The organism is Synechococcus sp. OH20 (genome assembly GCF_047502685.1).
In the GTDB taxonomy this organism is placed as follows: domain Bacteria; phylum Cyanobacteriota; class Cyanobacteriia; order Thermostichales; family Thermostichaceae; genus Thermostichus.
Window position 1 is genome coordinate 130,606 of sequence record NZ_JANSIQ010000021.1, and the last position, 18,637, is coordinate 149,242.

General features: G+C 58.8%; 20 protein-coding genes and 1 tRNA gene. 12 read left to right on the plus strand and 9 right to left on the minus strand.

Going from position 1 to position 18,637, the window contains the following annotated elements; translation table 11 throughout:
* Nucleotides 1-200 precede the first annotated feature (200 nt).
* A complete protein-coding gene (gene cbiD, locus NW826_RS05220; RefSeq protein WP_414367647.1) occupies nucleotides 201-1,325 on the minus strand; it encodes a cobalt-precorrin-5B (C(1))-methyltransferase CbiD in 1,125 nt (374 codons plus the stop codon).
* 223 nt (nucleotides 1,326-1,548) lie between these two features.
* Between cbiD and NW826_RS05225 the strand changes: the two genes are divergently transcribed.
* Nucleotides 1,549-1,902, plus strand: coding sequence for a hypothetical protein (locus NW826_RS05225; RefSeq protein ID WP_414335844.1), 354 nt, complete (start codon nucleotides 1,549-1,551; stop codon nucleotides 1,900-1,902).
* Nucleotides 1,903-1,940: 38 nt separating this feature from the next.
* Here the strand turns inward: NW826_RS05225 and def are convergent, their stop codons facing one another.
* The 4 genes from def to NW826_RS05245 form a co-directional block, all read right to left on the minus strand.
* On the minus strand, nucleotides 1,941-2,525 hold the full coding sequence (gene def / locus NW826_RS05230) for a peptide deformylase (protein WP_414509609.1): 585 nt from the start codon (nucleotides 2,523-2,525) through the stop codon (nucleotides 1,941-1,943).
* A gap of 210 nt (nucleotides 2,526-2,735) precedes the next feature.
* Entirely contained in the window at nucleotides 2,736-3,044 is a 309-nt protein-coding gene (locus tag NW826_RS05235) for a DUF3593 domain-containing protein (protein WP_414335030.1), read from the minus strand.
* Nucleotides 3,045-3,047: 3 nt separating this feature from the next.
* Nucleotides 3,048-3,374, minus strand: coding sequence for a DUF2499 domain-containing protein (locus NW826_RS05240; RefSeq protein WP_414509610.1), 327 nt, complete (start codon nucleotides 3,372-3,374; stop codon nucleotides 3,048-3,050).
* Nucleotides 3,374-3,550, minus strand: a complete 177-nt coding sequence (locus NW826_RS05245; protein WP_414341539.1) for an NblA/ycf18 family protein — start codon at nucleotides 3,548-3,550, stop codon at nucleotides 3,374-3,376. The genes NW826_RS05240 and NW826_RS05245 overlap by 1 nt, the downstream gene beginning before the upstream one ends.
* Nucleotides 3,551-3,923: 373 nt before the next feature.
* On the opposite strand from NW826_RS05245, the gene NW826_RS05250 reads away from it, so the two are divergent.
* The 3 genes from NW826_RS05250 (at nucleotide 3,924) to NW826_RS05260 (ending at nucleotide 6,713) form a co-directional block, all read left to right on the plus strand.
* The gene (locus NW826_RS05250; RefSeq protein WP_414335027.1) at nucleotides 3,924-4,175 is read left to right on the plus strand and encodes an RNA recognition motif domain-containing protein; all 252 of its coding nucleotides are present in this window, start codon (nucleotides 3,924-3,926) and stop codon (nucleotides 4,173-4,175) included.
* A gap of 122 nt (nucleotides 4,176-4,297) precedes the next feature.
* Complete coding sequence (sbcD, locus tag NW826_RS05255) at nucleotides 4,298-5,587, plus strand: exonuclease subunit SbcD (protein ID WP_414337347.1); 1,290 nt, start codon at nucleotides 4,298-4,300, stop codon at nucleotides 5,585-5,587.
* 505 nt (nucleotides 5,588-6,092) lie between these two features.
* Complete coding sequence (locus NW826_RS05260; RefSeq protein ID WP_414509611.1) at nucleotides 6,093-6,713, plus strand: biotin transporter BioY; 621 nt, start codon at nucleotides 6,093-6,095, stop codon at nucleotides 6,711-6,713.
* A 227-nt stretch (nucleotides 6,714-6,940) separates the two neighbouring features.
* Here NW826_RS05260 and gshB read toward each other — a convergent pair whose 3' ends face one another.
* Complete coding sequence (gene gshB / locus NW826_RS05265; RefSeq protein ID WP_414335023.1) at nucleotides 6,941-7,888, minus strand: glutathione synthase; 948 nt, start codon at nucleotides 7,886-7,888, stop codon at nucleotides 6,941-6,943.
* A gap of 219 nt (nucleotides 7,889-8,107) precedes the next feature.
* Here gshB and NW826_RS05270 point away from each other — a divergent pair, with 219 nt between their 5' ends.
* Nucleotides 8,108-8,836, plus strand: coding sequence for a pentapeptide repeat-containing protein (locus NW826_RS05270; RefSeq protein ID WP_414335022.1), 729 nt, complete (start codon nucleotides 8,108-8,110; stop codon nucleotides 8,834-8,836).
* Between the two features lie 35 nt (nucleotides 8,837-8,871).
* Here NW826_RS05270 and rpmB read toward each other — a convergent pair whose 3' ends face one another.
* Nucleotides 8,872-9,108 (minus strand): 50S ribosomal protein L28, encoded by a 237-nt coding sequence (rpmB, locus tag NW826_RS05275; RefSeq protein WP_414335021.1) that lies wholly within the window; start codon nucleotides 9,106-9,108, stop codon nucleotides 8,872-8,874.
* 24 nt (nucleotides 9,109-9,132) lie between these two features.
* Nucleotides 9,133-9,495, minus strand: coding sequence for a hypothetical protein (locus tag NW826_RS05280; protein WP_414335020.1), 363 nt, complete (start codon nucleotides 9,493-9,495; stop codon nucleotides 9,133-9,135).
* A 180-nt stretch (nucleotides 9,496-9,675) separates the two neighbouring features.
* Here NW826_RS05280 and NW826_RS05285 point away from each other — a divergent pair, with 180 nt between their 5' ends.
* From NW826_RS05285 to NW826_RS05305, 5 genes are all read left to right on the plus strand, one after another.
* On the plus strand, nucleotides 9,676-10,788 hold the full coding sequence (locus NW826_RS05285) for a dockerin type I domain-containing protein (RefSeq protein ID WP_414426973.1): 1,113 nt from the start codon (nucleotides 9,676-9,678) through the stop codon (nucleotides 10,786-10,788).
* 287 nt (nucleotides 10,789-11,075) lie between these two features.
* Nucleotides 11,076-12,038, plus strand: coding sequence for an NYN domain-containing protein (locus NW826_RS05290; protein ID WP_414509612.1), 963 nt, complete (start codon nucleotides 11,076-11,078; stop codon nucleotides 12,036-12,038).
* Between the two features lie 104 nt (nucleotides 12,039-12,142).
* Nucleotides 12,143-12,766: an HD domain-containing protein gene (locus tag NW826_RS05295; protein ID WP_414426975.1), complete on the plus strand. Its 624-nt coding sequence runs from the start codon at nucleotides 12,143-12,145 to the stop codon at nucleotides 12,764-12,766.
* Nucleotides 12,767-12,836: 70 nt separating this feature from the next.
* The gene (locus NW826_RS05300; protein WP_414335015.1) at nucleotides 12,837-13,274 is read left to right on the plus strand and encodes a peroxiredoxin; all 438 of its coding nucleotides are present in this window, start codon (nucleotides 12,837-12,839) and stop codon (nucleotides 13,272-13,274) included.
* 39 nt (nucleotides 13,275-13,313) lie between these two features.
* Nucleotides 13,314-14,054, plus strand: coding sequence for a D-alanyl-D-alanine carboxypeptidase family protein (locus NW826_RS05305; protein ID WP_414509613.1), 741 nt, complete (start codon nucleotides 13,314-13,316; stop codon nucleotides 14,052-14,054).
* 48 nt (nucleotides 14,055-14,102) lie between these two features.
* Here the strand turns inward: NW826_RS05305 and NW826_RS05310 are convergent.
* Nucleotides 14,103-14,174 (minus strand) — tRNA-Gly (locus tag NW826_RS05310).
* Between the two features lie 130 nt (nucleotides 14,175-14,304).
* On the opposite strand from NW826_RS05310, the gene zds reads away from it, so the two are divergent.
* Nucleotides 14,305-15,738: a 9,9'-di-cis-zeta-carotene desaturase gene (zds, locus tag NW826_RS05315; protein WP_414509614.1), complete on the plus strand. Its 1,434-nt coding sequence runs from the start codon at nucleotides 14,305-14,307 to the stop codon at nucleotides 15,736-15,738.
* 108 nt (nucleotides 15,739-15,846) lie between these two features.
* Nucleotides 15,847-18,637 (plus strand): helicase-related protein (locus tag NW826_RS05320; protein ID WP_414509615.1); only part of this gene is annotated, 2,791 nt, incomplete at its 3' end.

Genomic DNA, 18,637 nt, shown 5'->3' on the forward strand with positions numbered 1-18,637 from the left:
GGGTGTCCCTTTGGGAGAGGGGCTGGGGGTGAGGGTGTCCCTTTGGGAGAGGGGCCGGGGGTGAGGGTGTCCCTTTGGGAGAGGGGCCGGGGGTGAGGGTGTCCCTTTGGGAGAGGGGCTGGGGGTGGTCGCGCTAGCGGCGCGGAGCGCTTGGGCTCGCCTTAGAGAGATGGGCTGGGGGTGAGGAACAACAGCAGGGATCAAGGGCTTGGGGAGGAGATCCCAACCTGAGCGCAAACCTGGCCCTGCCGATCGAACAGGGTTACCTGCACCGGCAGGGATCGAGCAGCATACTTTTGCACATAGGCTGTCGCCCGCTGGCGGATTTGTCGGGACAGCTCCTGCAGCACCGGCTCTGCCCAGCCCAGCTCCTTCAGATACTGCACCGCTGCCTCCACCGTCCTTAGCTCTAGCACCTGCCGCGCCTGTTCGGCTGTTCCCCCGCAGCGGATGAGGGCTGCCATCAAGATTTCCAGGCGGGCATCGGCCACATGGCTGGAAGTGGTGAAGATGCCCCCTGCCAGCTTGATCAGCTTGCCGTGGTAGCCGATCAAATGAACCGACTCCGCCCCCCGCAACCCTGCTTCCACCAGCAGCGGCCCGATCCAATTGGCCACCAGTAGAATCTCTTCCGCCGGGATCCCTTGCCTCAAGGCCACCTGCTGCCCATGGCTACCCACGCAAAAGGCCAGATGCCTGTGCTTTTCCAACTTCTGCTGCAATTCGCAGCGGGCCCGCTCCAGGCTCTCGGCGCCGGCAGAAGGCTCCACCTCCGCCCGTGTCCCCAAAAGAGCCAGTCCTTCCAGCACCCCAAACGCCGCATTGGAAGTCCGCTCCGCCAAGAGTTTTCCCTCCGGCAAGATGATGCGCACCCGCAGCCGATAACCCTCTGGGATCCCAGACAAAAGGTTGATCTCAAACAGGCGCCGGGCGTAGGCATAGATGGCCGGGCTGCCGTCGGCGTGTCGTCCTAGCCCCTCCCCCGCTTCCAGGAGCAAAGGGAGAGCGGTGGGATCCCGTTCCTCCAAGCTCACCCAGGCCCAGACCGGTGTGTTGCGGGTGAGATCCAGGTGAGGGCCGGGATCCGAGCGGGTAATGGCCAGAGCCGTGTTCTCCGACAAAGCTGCCACCTGCTCTACCGGGATCCTGACCCAGCCGGCAGCGGATCCCGCCTCAGGCTCCACCTGCACGGCAATGACAGGATGAGCGCCGTCCTGCTCCAAAGCGATCCCGATGAGACGGTGGAGAGCAGCCTTAGCAGCAGCTACCGCAAACACGGGCAAGGTATAGCCCTGTTGGGGAAAGGGGAGAACCGCATCCTGCATTTTTTGTCTGGAAATAGAGAGAAACCTGCTCTGGAAAAAACTTTGGAGAGAGCCTATCTCAATTGTGGCCGACGCCAACCAGCAGGACTGGCTTGCTAGGGTAAACTCCTGAAGCCGACGTTTAGTTCTCCAACTGCGTAATCGTTAAATGATCTAGGGGAAGAAGGGGAGAAGCGAGAACTTATCTCTTTCAATAAAAGTAAAGAGTCAAACTGGGGCAGCTATGAGCGAAGCAGTGCAGCACTATCTTGAGCGTCTGGAGTCGCAAATACAGGAGCTGAAAGCTGCCATCGAGCGGATGCCGGAGCAGGTGGCAGCTGCTCTTCTGGCAAAGCAGGAGGCTAAAAAAAATGTCCCCGCCCCCTCCCGCTATAGCGTTCTGATCTCAGACTTGGTGGAAGATGGCAGCCACAACTTCCTGTTGGATGATGAACCCACCGTGGTAAGCAGCCGCAGCATGGGACACGAGCTTGCCCCAGAAGCCCAAGTCCAGCGATTGAGTGCCCAATTAACCGCTGCCTACAACCGCATCGCCGCCCTAGAGGAGCAGCTCTTGGCTCAGCGCCTGCAGCACTAAACCAACAAAAACTAAGACGTGAAAACTTTGCCAGGGCTTCAGCGAGAGGCGACAGAGGGGGTGCCTTTGCGCTGTACATCCTGCATCTGAAAGCCGTGCTTGCGCAGCTCCTGATCCAGCAGCAGCTCGTTTTCCACGTGATCCACAAACAGCACACCATTGAGGTGATCGATTTCGTGCTGGATCACCCGCGCCAGCAAATCGTCAGCTCGAATGGTGCGGGGCCGACCGGTTTCATCTTTAAACGAAACCACGATCCCTTCTGGGCGCATCACCTCGCAAAATACCCCCGGAATGCTCAGGCAGCCCTCCTGCCCAGCAACTGCTTCGCCAATATACTCGCGGATCTCCGGGTTGATCAGCACCAGCGGCGGCACCTCCGGCTTGTCGGGATGGGGATCCACCACAATCATGCGCTTGGGAATGCCCACCTGCGGAGCCGCCAGACCGATCCCATCCGAGCTGTACATGGTCTGCAGCATGTCGCGAGCAAGCTGGCGGATCTCATCGTTGACCTGGCTGACACGCTTGGCCGGCTGCCGCAGCACCTTGTCGCCCATGCGATAGATGCGCAGGGGCGGATGCTTGAGCTTCACTTTGGGGACAGAAAGAGTGGCCACCATCCGGCAGGTCTCTCAGAATAAACAACAGCAGACGTCCAGTCCAGACTTCTATTTTACATTCGGTTCATGCCGTGCCGAGGCGATTCGTCTGCCGCTCAGCCCCCCTCTCCCTCTGGGAGAGGGGCTGGGGGTGGTCGCGTGAGCGGCGCGGAGCGCTTGGGCTCGGCAGTGTGTCAGGTCGAAAGACTGGCTCAGGCTCGTTTGCAATGACTACAACTCAGAGCTGCCGTCCCCAGCCTCTGGGGATCCCTGGCGGTCAATGGCTTGCTTGAAGCCCAAGGCCACCAAAATGTTGGAGAGGGTGAGAAAAGCCTCTGCCCCCCCATGCAAGGGATCCACGTTGGCCAGAGAAGTGCCGTAGTGAACCTGAGCGTACAGCCCTGCCGGGATGCTGATGGCCACAAAAAGGAGCAGCAGCCAAAACCCAGTCAGGGCCAGCCGCGGGATCCGGCGCAGCCGCGACAGGAAGAACAAAAAGACCAAGTAAGGAAACAAGGAGAGGGCAAACAAACTGTTCATCGCTCAGTCGGGCTCCCCCTCCCGTGAAGGTGCATCTGCTGCCTCAGCCCGCCAAATGTGGTAAGCAGCCCAGGCCAGCGTACAGTTGCCGATTAAAGTAAAACTGGCCTGGGCAGTTACCACCCAGTCCAAATTGGGGTCGTTGTCAAACCAGTGCCAGGTGATCGCGCACATCGCCCCCAGCAAAGCGGGCAGCATTGCCCAGCTCAAACTTCGCCACTCGGGCCGGCCCACCCGCCCCCCAAATTGCCACACAAGCACAGTGGCAGCGCTCCACTCCAAGACACTGGCGATGTGAATCCACCAAGTGGGAAGCGAAAGGGCGTGCATCAGGCGCTGAGGGAATGACGCAGCAGTTGGCGGTAAGTGGCTTCCTGCAACAGCATTTGCTTGTGCAGTTTAACCAAGATGTCTTTGGCCTGCTCGTGGCTCATCCGAGAAACCAAGGTCTCGAAAGCCCGCTGGCGAAATTGCTGCTCCAAGGAGAGATCTAGCGTTTCGTCCATCATTATCACCTCAGGGTGCTCAGGTTTAGGGATCTGCAGAGGGTTGCAACAGCGCAGATCCGGCCAGGTAGTGCAAGCAATCTAATACACATCTTAACAAATTGCAACAACATGGCAAGGTGCGGGATCCCGGCGGTGCCTGAGCTTGGCCGGGGCGAGGGCAGAGGAATTCAACCCGGTGGCAGGGAGAGTACAGGCCTGTAAAGTTTGACAAAGGTAGATTTTGGACCAGGAAGCGGGAGGATTTTCCGGCAGGGATCCCTTTACATCCTTTCATGTTGTGCGATTCGGTAAGTCTCCATGATAGAAGTGAATTACCCTGGAGCCTGGTTGCCCCTCTTGCTGATTGGTGCCTTACTTTGCTTGAATTGCTATGACCATTTTTGTGGGAAACCTGAACTATAAAGCCTCAACAGAAGAACTAGCAGCTTTCTTCCAGCAGAGGTGGAACGTTAAGTCGGTTACAATCCCGATAGATCGGGAAACGGGTCAGACAAGAGGCTTCGCGTTTGTGGATCTGGCAACCGAGGCCGAGGAAGATGAAGCCATCGAGAGTGCTAACGGGCAGGAGTTCATGGGCCGGCCCTTGCGTTTGGATCGAGCCAGACCCCGCCGACAAGCTTGAGCCAAGATTCCTAGCTCTGGATCTGGGAGGCCAGGCAAGCAAAGAACTCGGCTCCGCTAACGCGAACGGCAAGGTTGATCCCAACAGATGAGAGGGCTTCAAAGACTCCAAGAGTATCCAAGATGGTGAGGCTGCTACATCTTGCGGACGTTCATCTGGGCAGCAGCCTTGCCCATGGTCACATCAACCCGGCCACCGGATTGAACACCCGTTTAGAAGATTTTGTGACTTCTTTGCGCCTGTGCATTGACCATGCGCTCAACCAAGCGGTGGATCTGGTGTTGTTCGGGGGTGATGCTTTTCCCGATGCAACACCACCCCCCCTCCACCAAGAGCTTTTTGCCCAACAATTTCGCCGCTTGGCCGATGCCGGGATCCCGACCGTCCTGTTGGTGGGCAACCACGACCAGTATGGGCAAGGGCAAGAGGGCAACAGCCTGGCCATCTACCGCGCTTTGGGGGTTGCAGGCTTTATCGTGGGAGACAGGCTGCAAACTCATCGGATCGCAACTCGCAGCGGCCCGGTGCAGGTGACGACTTTACCTTGGCTGAACCGCTCCGCTCTGCTCACGCAACAAGAGAGCTTGGGACTGGATGGGGAAATCCTCGCCCATCAGCTCCTGCAGCGTCTTCATCTGGCCCTAGAGGGGGAGGTCCGCACCCTGCAGCCGGGGATCCCGGCGATTTTGCTGGCTCACGTCATGGTAGAGACGGCCCGCTACGGAGCAGAACGGCATCTTTCGGTGGGTAAAGGATTTACGGTACCCCTCTCGCTGCTGGCGCGGCCTGCCTACCAATACGTTGCCCTAGGGCATGTGCACCGCCATCAGGTGCTGTGTCGGGATCCCTTGGTGATCTATCCCGGCAGTATTGAGCGGGTGGACTTTGGCGAGGAAAAAGAGGAAAAAGGTTGTGTGCTGGTCGAAGTCACCCCCACAGGTGCGAGCTACGAATTTTTGCCCTTGCCCACCCGCACCTTTCACACCATCCGCCTGGATCTGAGCGCCGATCCGCCACAGCAGGTGCAGGCCAAACTGCTGGCCGCCATCGCCAAGGCGCCGGTGGCCGGCTCTATCCTGCGGTTGATCTACCGCCTACGCCCCGACCAGCTCGACTGCGTCGATGAGCGGGCTTTGCACAATGCTCTCGCCCCTGCCTTTAGCTATACCATCACTCCGGAAGTGATCGGCCCCGGCCGCATCCGTCTGCCGGGCTTGGATCCCAGCCGACTTGAGCCCCTGACGGCTCTGGAGCAGTATCTGGCCGACCGCAGCGATCTGGCCCCTTTGCACAACGAGTTGCTGGCCGCCGCCCGTCAGCTGCTGGCAGAAGCCGCGGATCCCTCACAGGACTGGGATCCCAATTGGGAGGAGCCTGCCCCGGCGCAAGAGGAGCAGTTGCCGTTGTTTTGAGGTGTTCCCTCTGTAAGGGCTCGCCGAGGCTGAAGATCCCAAGTCTCAGGTGATCCGAATCACTTCCAGATGGCAAGAAGCGACACAAACTGGGGATCGGGTTGAAGACGTTGGCAACGACGGCATCAGCTCACTCACAGGGAACTGCTCAGACTGGCAGACCTCACACTGCCAGTCTTTTTTTGGGTTTTGAGTTGGGGGGCTGTGCAGTTGCAGCGGGCTCGGTACGGTTCTCCCGTTGGACTTTTCTGGTTATTCCCAACAATAGGGTTTCCCCGCAAGGCCGACTGCACAGACTGTTTCTCTAGACCCAATTTTATTTTTATTGATAAAGCTAGTGCCTAGGTGCGGGATCCGCCGGTTACGGTATACTGCATGGGATGCAGCCCTTTTGCCGGCCAATCGCTGCAATGCCATCGGGATCCCTAACCAAAACTTTTTGCGATAGCCGGCAGATCCCGGCAGAGGGTTGCTATCCCTTGTATCTCAGTCTTTCGAGTAGCCTATGACTGCAACTTTTGTTCACACACCTTTGGCGCAAACCCTGCTGCCTCGCCCTTCCCGCGTTCGAGACTTGCTGCTGGTGGTGGGAGGCAGCTTATTTGTAGCGGCCCTGGCTCAGGTGCGGATCCCTTTGCCTTTCACGCCGGTACCGATTACCGGACAAACCTTTGGCGTGATGCTGGTGGGAGCAGGCTTTGGTGCCAGGCTGGGCTTTCTCGCCTTGCTGCTGTATCTGCTGGAGGGGCTTTTGGGATTGCCCTTCTTCAGCGGCGGCGGAGCTGGGCTCAAACACCTAGCCGGAGCGACGGGGGGCTACCTGCTAGCTTTTCCCCTGGCTGCTGGGCTGATGGGCTGGTTTGTGGAGCGCTGGGGGGTGGATCGCGACCCTTGGAAGATGGCGGCGGCTATGCTCTCCTGCTCGGCTTTGATCTACGTCCTGGGAGCCACCTGGATGGGGGTATGGCTGAACGAGAATGTCGGCCCCACCTCTCTCTTGGCAGTGCTCAACAAAGGGGTCTTCCCTTTTATACCAGGAGACCTGGTGAAGTGCGGGCTGGCAGCAGCCCTGCTGCCCACCACCTGGCGCTGGGTTGGACGAGAAAGGCCGCCGGCAGACTCCTAACCCCCTAGCAGCAACTCAAAGCTCGCCCCAGCAGAACCGGAGGGTCTTGAGGTTAGCTTCACGCCAGAAAATCTAAAAAAAAGATAACGGCTGCGCGGATCTGACCTTTTTTCTGAGATTCTAAGAACTGTGCTCAATGCGGTGTTCAATACAGCTTGTTTATGGAGCCCTTCCTTATAGTGCTCTAGAGTTTTATAGGTCGCGACTAGGCCCCCTTGTGGGGCTTTTTACTTCTCGAGAGGTACCTTCTTCTCCAGCCACTGGGCCACTTGGTCTGCCAGATCAACTCCTTCCAATTGAGAGATCTCTCGAAGCATCGTCGGGCTGGTCACGTTCACTTCCGTTAGTCGTTCTCCGATAACATCGATCCCAACAAAATAGAGCTTCTCCTGCCTTAGCACCGGTGCCAAAGACCCGCAGAGAGCCCGTTCTTTTTCGGTAATCTTGGTTTTTTCTACCCGACCGCCGGCGGCCACATTGCCGCGAAAATCTCCCTCCCCAGGGATGCGATTGACGGCACCCAAAGGTTCTCCCTCTAGCAACAAGATGCGCTTATCTCCCATCGCTGCTGCTGGCAAATACTCTTGCACCATCACGGGTAGCTGGCCAAATTGAGTGCTCAGCTCGAGCAAAGAATTGAGGTTCAGATCCCCGGCACTGACCCGCAGGATCCCTTCCCCACCCTTGCCACCCAAGGGCTTGAGCACCGCCTGCCCCATCTCCTCGACGAATTGGCGCAGCAGGTGTTTGCTGCTGCTGACGCAGGTACGCGGGATCCACTCTTGGAATTGCAGGGCGTAGAGCTTTTCGTTGGCCGAGCGGATCCCAGCAGGATGATTGAGTACCAGCGTGCGGCTGGGGGAGAGGCGATCCAAAAGGTAAGTGGCATAGAGATAGGCCGTATCCACCGGCGGATCCTTGCGCATCCACACCGCCTGCATTTGGCTCAAGGGCAACAGCCGCCGTTCTTTGACCTCGTACCAGGGATCTGCTGCCGGATCCAAGGCAATTTCCTCAACGGCGGCCCAGGTTTCCCCTTGATCCCAGTAGAGATCGGCCAGTCCCAAGCAAAAGATGCGGTGTCCCCGTCTCTGCAGCGCCTCCATCAGAGCAACGCTGGTGTCATGGCCCACCTGCAACTGGGGCAACGGATCGACAATGAAAGCTACCTGCATGGAAGGTGGGGTTCACTAACGAAACGCTGCCCCGAGTATGCAACAAATCGGAGCCGATTGTTCCTTACCCGCAACCCAGCAGGACTGGCTTTATTAACATCCTCTTAACCTCGGCAAGCGGCGCAAACGTTAGCTTGATAGGTGGAATCCTTAGTTAGCCCTCAGTCCTCGGCTAGGTTGACCGAGTTTCTGTCCCAGCTTGTGAGGAACAACCCATCCGTGAGTGCTCCCCCTTCTCAACCCTCCGAGCCGGTTCGCATCGAAACCACGAGGGACTTGCTGGCAGCCCTGCGAGAAGGGCGCTCCCTGCTGGGTGCCAACCTCGAAGGCGCCTACCTTTCGCGGGGCCTGTTCGACCGCATCCAGATGCCCAAGGCCAACTTGACGCGAGCCAACCTGCGCTCGCTCAGCATGCAGCAGGCGGATCTGCGGCTGTGCAACTTCCGCCGTGCCGAGCTGGAGCGGGCCAATTTTGCCGCCTCCGATCTGCGGGGATCCAGCTTCAGTCAAGCCCTGGGAGACTACAGCAACTTCACCGCTGCCAAGCTGGACAAAAGCAGCTTTCAGGGGGGGCGCTTCAGCCATTCCATCTTTCGCGAGGCCAGCTTGGTGGCTGCCAACCTGGCGGGAGGAAACTTTTTTGCCGCCGACTTTTGCCAAGCCAACCTCTTTCGCTGCAACCTCTCCCAGGCCGTCCTGGCCAGTTGTCAGTTGCAACATGCCAACTTTGACCAAGCCCTCCTGGTGGGGGCCAACCTGCAAGAAGCTCAACTTGAAGGGGCCAGCTTTGTCGGCGCCGACTTCACCGACGCCAAGCTCTCGGACGAAATGCGCAAACTCTTAATCGAGCGGGCCAGCGGCACCAACGAGCTGACCCAACGGGACACCCTCAACACGCTGCTGGCAGGTTTACAGCCCAAGTCGCGTAAGCTATTCGGGTTGCTGTGAGGGCTGGATCCGGCAAGCACAAGGGGGTCGAAAGCTCAAAAGCGGTTGAGGTCGATCCCGGCCTCGCGGGCCATGGCCCCTACTCCCTTAGCCTTGAGGGTCTTCAGGGCTCTGGTGGAAAGGCGCAAACGCACAAACCGCTTACCTTCTTCCCACCAGATGCGCTTCCACTGCAAGTTGACTTCCTGCAGGCGCTTAGTGCGCCGGTGGGAGTGGGAGATGGCAAAAGCGTTGTTGCGCTTCTTGTTGGTGAGTTGGCAGCGACGTGCCATGGGAGCAGAGTAAACTCGGCTCTGTTATCGTAAAGCATCTTTTTGCTGGGCAGCAAGCTGCAGTTGAGTTTGCAACTGGGCTAGCTCTGCTTTCAGGCGATCAAAGGTTTGTTGGCAGTGGTTAACGCTTCTCAGGGGCAGCTCTTCATTTTTGGCGATACAGGTTACCTGTACAGAGCCGTCGGCGGCTTGACGGGTGCGATCCACAAACACTTCCACGGTTACCAGCTTGGTGTAGGGATTCTTTCCGGGGGGCTCACCGGCTACCCAGTAATCAGAGCTGTTGTGGAGGACATTGAGTTGGCAGCGCTCCAAGATGGCGCGAATCGACTCGCCTAGCTGCTCGGCTGAGCCCACAAGCTGGGTAACGCAAGAGTATCGAGCCATAGGAGAAGCAAGTCACCACGGTTATCCTACCATCAAGTTTTCGGCTCCTGCAGCCAAAGGCGGGCGAGCAAAATTGCGCTCAAGAGTACTCTGTACCGGCTCGGCCAACTCTGCTGCGAGGAAGTGAATTGCGTTAAAACATGAAGAACGCTGCCTGGCTTTTTCCCCAGGAGAGTTGCCATGTCTAGGGTCTCCTGTTTAGCCCGTTCTCTCTTGCTGCTGGGATCCCTTGCTCTGGGTTGGATAGGCCTGTCTTCTGCCCAAGCGCAGCCCTTTCAAGCGGGCGATCTGGATGGGGATGGCCGTTTGACAGTGCAGGATCTCAACCTGTTGGGGGCCTACTTGCGGGGAGAACGGGAGTTGACCGACGACCCGATCCGGGCTGCCGATGTCGATCAGGATGGGCGGATTACAGAAGCCGATTGGCAGGTGTTGCAGCAGCGCATTCAGGCGGCCACAGATGCACCCACCGGACAGGTGCAGTTGGATTCTGCCTACTCTGGCCAGGTGGTGGATCGCCTGACAGGCCAGCCTTTGGCCGGGGTGGAGGTGGCCATTCCAGGGGCAGGGATCGCGGTGCGCACCGATGCTCAGGGGCGGTTTCGCCTGCCGGGGCCGCTGCCGGCAGAAGAAATTTTGGTGGCGCGGCTGGAGAACTATCTGCCCTATTCCCAGAGCACAGGCAACAGACAGACGGGGGGGGATCGGCCCTGGCAGTTGCAGTTGGAGCGCTGGGATCCCAACACGACTTTGGTGCTGGAGGCCAATGTCATCCGCCTGGGCGATAACCAATATTCTCCAGAGTCGGCGGCTGCCGGCCAATTTCTCGGCCCTGCCCAAGAGGTGGAGATGACCCGCTCCTTCACTTTGGAACGCCTGCCGCCTCGCCCACCGGTTTTGCGGATTGGATCCCTGATTGGGTTGGATACTGCCGCTGCCTATCGGGCCGGCCAGTCCCGCATCCCCGGCGCCAATATGTCTCCCATGCGAGTGCTTTTAAACGGGGTGGAGGTGGAGCAGATCCAGTTGGGAGGAGACGGCCTGCGCATCCCTCTGCCACTGCCGCATCTGCGCCTGGGCCTGAATACCGTGACGCTGCGCACCGGCAAAACCCTGATTCAGCCCAGCAGGGTTACCCGTGGTCCCCAAGTGCCGATCAGCATTCCCCTTTTCGGCGGATCTCTGCATATCTCGGTGCCGGTGGGGGGTGATACGGTCGTGCAGCCTGGCGGAGCCTGGGTGGATTATGACGATGTGCAGTTGGCCAACGTAACCATTGAGATCCCCAACTGACCCCGCTCCCTTCATGTTCGCGCCGCTCCAGATTGGGCAAGCCACGGGGCTGGTCGGCAAAAAGGAGCGCCTTCTGTCTGCCCTCAATACTGGAGTTGCCCACTTGTCCGGCCAGCAATGGGAAGCTCCCTCTTCCAACAGCAGACATACTGCAGTCGTTGAATTGCTGCTCCTCAATGCCTCCGTGAGTGCTGGGCATCCCGCTCTTCAAGAAGGATCCCTGAGGTGAGCGCAATCCAATCTCGGCAACCATCAGACCCATTCACCCAAACCGAGGAGAGCTGACTATGAGCATGGGTAGGACTTCTACTTTCTCCCTAACCTGGCTGTGGACGGGATCCCTGGCTTTGGGGGTGACAGCCTTAGTAACCCGCCAGGTCGTCTGGGGTCTCTTGCCTGTGGCTGCGGCTTACCCGGCCATCCGCCGCCGCGAAGAACAGCTTTGCCAAGTGTTGGGGCAGAGCTGGCAGCAGCAGGAACAGATGGCGGCCCAACTGGGGGCGATACAGGCGCGCATCGACGCTCTCGAAGCTCGGCCTACGTCACATTTATCGGTGCGGCAGCAACTGGCTCCCACCACGCAGGCCATTCAACAGATCCAGCGGCGGCTCAAAGCTGTAGAACTGCGGCTCAATGCTCTGCCCCAGGCGACTCCTGAGGAACTGGAGTCGATGCGGGCGCAATTGCAACGTCTGCAGCAGCAGGTGGAGTCCCAGCCAGCCCTCCCTTCCCCGCGCAAAGCTTTGGGGGTGTTTATTGACGGCGCTAACCTGCACGCCAGCGCCCAGCAATCGGGATCCCCTCTCGACTACCCCGGACTGTTGAGCTGGCTGGGCCAGGGCCGAACCGAGATGGAGGTGCATTTCTACAGCGGTACAGATCCGCACAACCTCGGCCAGCGCCGTTTTCTGGCAGAGCTGAGAAAGCTGGGCTACCGGGTGGTCACCAAGCCGGTCGTCACCCGTGCCGACGGCAGCCGCAAGGCCAATCTGGATGGGGAGCTGATCGTGGATTTAATGACCCTGTATTCCCGCTACGAGACGGTGCTGCTGCTGAGCGGTGATGGGGATTTCGCGCCAGCCCTCCGGCACATCCGCAGCCAAGGCTGCCGGCTGGAGGTAGCCGCCTACCGGCCCAGCACACACCCGGAGCTGATTCGCCTGGCGGATTGCTTTGTCGATCTCTGTGCCTGGCAAGGGGCAGGGATCCCGGTGCCCCTACCGGCAAAACAGACGGCGGCCAGCGGCTGAACCCCTGCGGTTCCGGCCAGTTGCCCCCATAATCAAATCAACAACCAACAGCAGACCATTCCTGACCCATCCCCTCAACTTCCAACCTCGATGGAGAGATACCCATGTCCACCCAGTTGACGCCGCGGTTTGCCGAGGCCATGCGCTACGCCCACCGCTGGCACGCTGCTCAAACCCGCAAGGGAACAGGGATCCCCTACCTCAGCCACCTGCTGGCGGTGGCGTCCATCGCCCTGGAGCACGGCGCCGACGAAGATGAGGCCATTGCCGCCCTGCTCCACGACAGCCTGGAGGATGGCCCCCGCTACAGCGGCGAGCCGCGGGCCCAGATCGAACGGGAGTTGCGGGAGCACTTTGGAGAACGGGTGCTGCAGATCATCCTGGGATGCACAGACACCGACAGCGATAGCTCCCTGGGCGAGCCCAAAGAAAACTGGAAAGAGCGCAAAGTGGCCTATCTCAAGCACTTGGAAAGCGCAGATGCCTCGGTCTTGCTGGTGGCCGCCGCCGACAAGCTGCACAACGTCCGCTGCATCCTGCGAGACTTTCGCCAACTGGGGGATCGGCTCTGGGAGCGCTTCTCCGGCGGCAAAGAGGGATCTCTGTGGTACTACCGGTCGCTGGCGGAGATCCTGGGGCGACGGCTGCCTTCTAGGCTGGCGGCGGAGCTCCAAGAGCTGGTGGCCGAGTTGCAACGGGCAGCCGGGTCAGAGCCGGCAACCGCTTGACAGAGACGACCAGGGCTGAAGAAAATGCTGGGGGCAGCCTTCTTTTTCGCACTCTTCAGGTCACCTGTCTATGGTTCTCGCTGTTGGCACCATTGCTCCAGGGTTCAACACCACCGACACCCACGGCAACCAAGTTTCTCTGGCCGATTTTACCGGGAAAACCGTTGTCCTCTACTTTTACCCCAAAGACGACACCCCCGGCTGCACCAAAGAGGCCTGCGGGTTCCGCGACACCTACGCCGATTACCAGAGCAAAGACGTGGTGGTGTTGGGGGTGAGCATGGACGACCAGGCCTCTCACCAAAAGTTTGCCGAAAAGTACAACTTGCCTTTTCCTCTACTGGTCGATACCAGTGGGGTGATTGCCCGCGCCTACGATGTGGATGGGGGCGGTTACGCCAAGCGGGTGACCTACGTCATCGACGGCGAGGGCAAAATTGCCAAGGTCTATCAGAACATCAACACCGAAACCCATGCCCGCGATATCTTGGCAGACTTGGGCCTGTAAAATCTCTTCGGTTCTTCTCTGAGATCCCGGCCCTTGCGCATGAACGACGACATTCCGGTTGCGCGTCGCCAGTCCACTTCGGTGGAAAAAGCGCAAGGTTCGGCGGCTACCTTGAGGTTGCGCCTGAGCTTGGGGCTGGTAGTGGTTGGGTTGGTGCTCTTGGCGGGTTGGGGGATAGATCAGTTACCCGGATCCCGGCAAGCAGCAGATCCCCCAGTTCTGGAAGAAGCCAGTCAGCCCCCTCTGGCGCAGCCAACTGAGCAGAATGGACGGGTCTCGCTGCTGGGGCACTATGCCTATGCCGAGGCCCCCGCAGATAGCCTACGGGTGGTGGGCAGCTACCACGGTCGAGAGGTGCGCCTGCGCCAGACGGCTGCCGAGAGCTACCTGCGCATGAGCGCAGCAGCCCAAGCCGACGGGATCCGCCTCGTCCCTATCTCTGGGTTTCGCTCGATAGCGGAGCAGGAGTTTTTGTTTTTTCAGGTGGCCCAATCGCGGGCTTTGCGACCGGAAGAACGGGCGGCGCTCAGCGCTCCCCCTGGCTACAGCGAGCATCACACGGGCTATGCCATCGACATTGGCGATGCCCGGTTTCCCCAATGGGACACGCAAGAAGCCTTTGAGACCACCCCTGCCTTCCGCTGGCTGGAGAAGAATGCCGCTCGTTTTGGCTTTGAGCTGTCCTTTCCCCGCGGCAACCCACAGGGGGTGAGTTACGAACCCTGGCACTGGCGCTTTGTGGGCGACCGCCACAGCCTGGAGACCTTCTACAAGCGCTAACAACTCCCCTCTCCCTCCGGGAGAGGGGACGGGGGTGAGGGCCCAAAAAGCGGATGACGCGATTCGAACGCGCGACCGTCTCGTTGGCAACGAGAAGCTCTACCACTGAGCTACATCCGCATCAGGAAGTTTATGATGGCAAGTTTTGCGGTCGTTTGTCAAGCCAGGGATCCCTGTTCCAGAATGAGAGGAGTTCATCTTTCTTTGCAGTTGCGTCAGCCCTTGGCGGGGCTCAGTTGAGGGGATCACGATGCGGGTAGCCATTATCGGAGCAGGGTTGGCCGGCTTGGTCACGGGGGTCGATTTGGCGGAAGCGGGGCACCAGGTGCGGATCTACGAGGCGCGGCCCTTTGTGGGCGGCAAGGTGGGCTCCTGGCAGGATGCCGAGGGCAACCACATCGAGATGGGCCTCCATGTTTTTTTCTGCAACTACAGCAACTTGTTTGCCCTGATGAAAAAGGTGGGGGCCTACGAGAACCTGTTGCCCAAGCAGCACCTCCACACCTTTGTCAACCGCGGCGGGCATACGGGCAGCCTTGATTTTCGCTTTCCCCTGGGAGCGCCCTTCAACGGCCTCAAGGCCTTCTTCACGACAGAGCAGCTCTCCTGGGCCGATAAACTGCGCAACGCCCTGGCACTGGGCACCAGCCCTCTGATTCGTGGCCTGCTGGATTACGAAGGAGCAATGCGGCAGATTCGCGCCTTGGATCGGATGAGCTTTGCCGATTGGTTCCGCCGCCACGGCGGATCCGAGGCCAGCCTGAAGCGGATGTGGAACCCGATTGCCTATGCCCTGGGCTTCATTGATACGGAGCAGATTTCCGCCCGCTGTATGCTGACCATTTTTCAGATGTTTGCCAGCAAAACAGATGCCTCCAAGCTCAACCTCCTCAAGGGATCCCCGGACAATTACCTCACCCAGCCCATCGTCCGCTACCTGCAAGCCCGCGGCGGCCAGGTTCATACCCGCCGGGGAGTCAGCCGCATCGAAGTCAACGACTCCCCTCCCCACGCGGTAACCGGCCTGGTCTTGGCCAATGGCGAGCGGGTGGAAGCAGATGTGTATGTGTGTGCAACGGCGGTGGAAGGGGCCAAACGGCTGATCCCACAGGTGTGGCGGCAGTGGCCCCAGTTCGACAACCTCTACAAGCTGGAATCCGTACCTGTGGCAACGGTGCAATTGCGCTTCGATGGCTGGGTGACGGAGCTGAAGGGCCGGGCCAGACGCGCCGCCGACCACCCGCAGCCGCTTGGCATCGACAACCTCCTCTACACCGCCGATGCCGATTTCTCCTGCTTCGCCGACCTGGCCCTCACCAGCCCCGCCGATTACTACAAGCCCGGCCAGGGATCCCTGCTGCAATGCGTGCTCACGCCGGGGGATCCCTTCATCTCCATGCCCAACGAGCAGATTGCCCAGCACGTGCTGCACCAAGTGCACGAGCTCTTCCCCTCGTCGCGGCAACTGAACCTGACCTGGTACAGCGTGGTCAAGCTGGCCCACTCCCTCTATCGAGAGGCGCCGGGCATGGATCCCTATCGCCCGCAGCAGAAGACCCCTGTGCCCAACTTCTTCTTTGCCGGCAGCTACACCGCCCAAGACTACATCGACAGCATGGAAGGGGCTACCCTCTCCGGTCACCTGGCCGCCCAGGCCATTCTGTCTGCCCACAGGGATCCCTGACATGAGGACACTCCTCTCTCCCTCTGGGAGAGGGGCTGGGGGTGAGGGCAACATAGCAGTGGGGAGTTGGAACAAGCTTCTGCCAGCAGTTCTATAAGCCTGCAGTCTATGGCTCGACTGGAAGATCTCAACCCCGGTGCAAGGGTCAGAGGGATCCTGCCAAACCAAGCCGTTGTCATCGTCAACGTGAAATGGCACGGCAGCAGTGCCATCGAGGTCATCTACAAAGACATCCAGGGGCAGCCCCATGCAGAGCTGCTGTTTCGCAACCAAGAGCCAACTTTGGAAGTTGTTCAGGAGGGATCCCTTTGCAACTTCGAGGGAGAGGGTGCTCTCTTCCGGTTGGTTTCCGAAGCGCATCGCATTCGGCTGGCTCATCTTTTCGATCCCCTCCTAGCTGTCCACACCTCTCTGGTAGAGCCTCTGCCCCATCAAATCAGTGCCGTCTACGAGGAAATGCTGCCGCGGCAGCCGCTGCGGTTTTTGCTGGCCGACGATCCAGGGGCTGGCAAAACCATCATGGCAGGGCTGTTGATTCGGGAGCTGCTGATTCGCGGTGACCTGCACCGCTGTCTCATTGTCTGCCCCGGCAGTCTGACCCTGCAGTGGCAAGAGGAGATGGTGCAAAAGTTCCATTTGCCCTTTGAAATTTTGACCAACGATCGTCTTGAAGCAGCTCGAACAGGGAATCCATTTCAGGAGATTCCGCTGCTCATTGCCCGGCTAGATAAGCTTAGCCGAGATGAAGCCCTACAATATAAACTTAAGCAAGCCGATTGGGACTTGGTCGTTGTCGATGAGGCCCACAAACTTTCGGCATCCTTCTTTGGCGGAGAAATCAAAGAAACCAAGCGCTACAAGCTGGGTAAATTGCTCTCTCAGCTAACGCGCCACTTTTTGCTGATGACAGCCACTCCCCACAATGGCAAAGAAGCAGACTTTCAGCTTTTTTTGGCCTTGTTGGACGGAGATCGCTTTGAGGGAAAATTTCGAGATGGAGCTCACACCTGCGACGTCTCGGATCTCATGCGGCGATTGGTGAAAGAAGACTTGGTTAAGTTTGACGGCAAGCCTCTTTTTCCAGAGCGAAGGGCTTACACCGTCCAGTATGCCTTATCTGATCTGGAAGCCAAGCTTTATCAGGAAGTTACTGATTACGTACGAGAAGAGTTTAACAATGTAGATGCCTTGGACAACGATGGTCGCAAGAGAACTGTTGGTTTTGCCCTGACCATCCTACAGCGTCGGCTAGCCTCTTCTCCAGAAGCGATTTACCAATCCTTGCGGCGACGGCGACAGAGGCTGGAGCAGCGGCTTAGGGAAGAACAATTACGGAGTCGAGGAACGAGAAATATTACTGTCACTATTCCCCCGCTTGATGCGGAAGGTTGGGAGGAAGACTTTGAAGACTACACCGCTGACGAGCTGGAAAAACAAGAAGAAGAGTTGGTAGATCAAGCAACTGCCGCTCGCACCATTGTCCAGCTTAAGGCAGAGATTCAGCGGCTTCAGGATCTAGAAAAGCTGGCTGAACGGGTGCGACGCAGTGGTCAGGATCGCAAGTGGGAAGAATTGTCCAAGCTGTTGCAAAATCAAGGGGAAATGTTCGACGCCGGTGGACATCGGCGCAAGCTGGTGATCTTCACCGAACACCGGGATACCCTTGAGTACCTGGCCGACCGCGTGAGAACTCTGCTGGGGCAGTCAGAAGCAGTGGTTACTCTTCACGGCAGCATGGGTCGGGAGGAGCGCAAGAAGGCTGAAGAGGTTTTTAAGCAGGATCCGGCTGTGCAAATCTTGATTGCCACCGACGCCGCCGGGGAGGGGATCAACCTGCAGCGAGCCCATCTAATGGTTAACTACGACTTGCCCTGGAATCCCAATCGCTTGGAGCAACGGTTTGGGCGAATCCACCGCATTGGGCAAACTGAAGTCTGCCACCTATGGAATTTGGTGGCTGCAGAAACTCGCGAGGGGGATGTCTACCTGGCTTTATTGAAGAAGCTGGAGAGCGAGCAAAAAGCCCTAGGGGGCAAGGTCTTTGACGTGCTGGGCAAGGCTATTGATGGGAAGGAATTGCGAGAGCTGCTCATTGAGGCCATTCGCTATGGTGATGATCCAGAGGTGAGAGCTCGGCTAAACCAGAAGGTGGCAGATTACCTAGATCGAGAACGGCTGAGAAAGCTCCTGGAGGAACGGGCTCTGGCCCACGACTCCATGGACATCACCAAGGTGCAACAGATTCGATTAGAGATGCAGCGAGCTGAAGCCCGGAAGCTCCAGCCTCATTTTATTGCTTCCTTTTTCCTAGAGGCTTTTCAACACTTAGGGGGCACTGTGCAAAAGCGAGAATCCAAACGCTACGAAATTACCCACGTGCCGGCAGACATTCGCAATCGGGATCGCCAGATTGGCTTGGGCGCGCCTATTCTCAGAAAATACGAACGGATTACCTTTGATAAAAGCCTAGTTAGCGTTCCCGGAAAACCTTTGGCAGAGTTTGTCTGCCCTGGCCACCCTCTTCTGGAAGCCACCATCGATCTTATTCTGGAACGATACAGAGACTTACTTAGACAGGGATCCGTCCTTGTCGATGAAAGGGATCCCACCGAGACGCCGCGGGTTTTGGTGTACCTGGAGCACGCTATCCAGGATGGGCGGACTGATCGCAATGGCCAGCGGCGAGTCATTTCCCGCCGCATGCAATATGCGGAAATCCTGGCCTCTCCCATGGGGCGGGATGGCCCTCACCCCCCAACCCCCTCTCCCATGGGGCGGGATGACCCTCACCCCCCAGCCCCCTCTCCCATGGGGCGGGATGACCCTCACCCCCCAACCCCCTCTCCCATGGGGCGGGATGACCCTCACCCCCCAGCCCCCTCTCCCATGGGGCGGGATG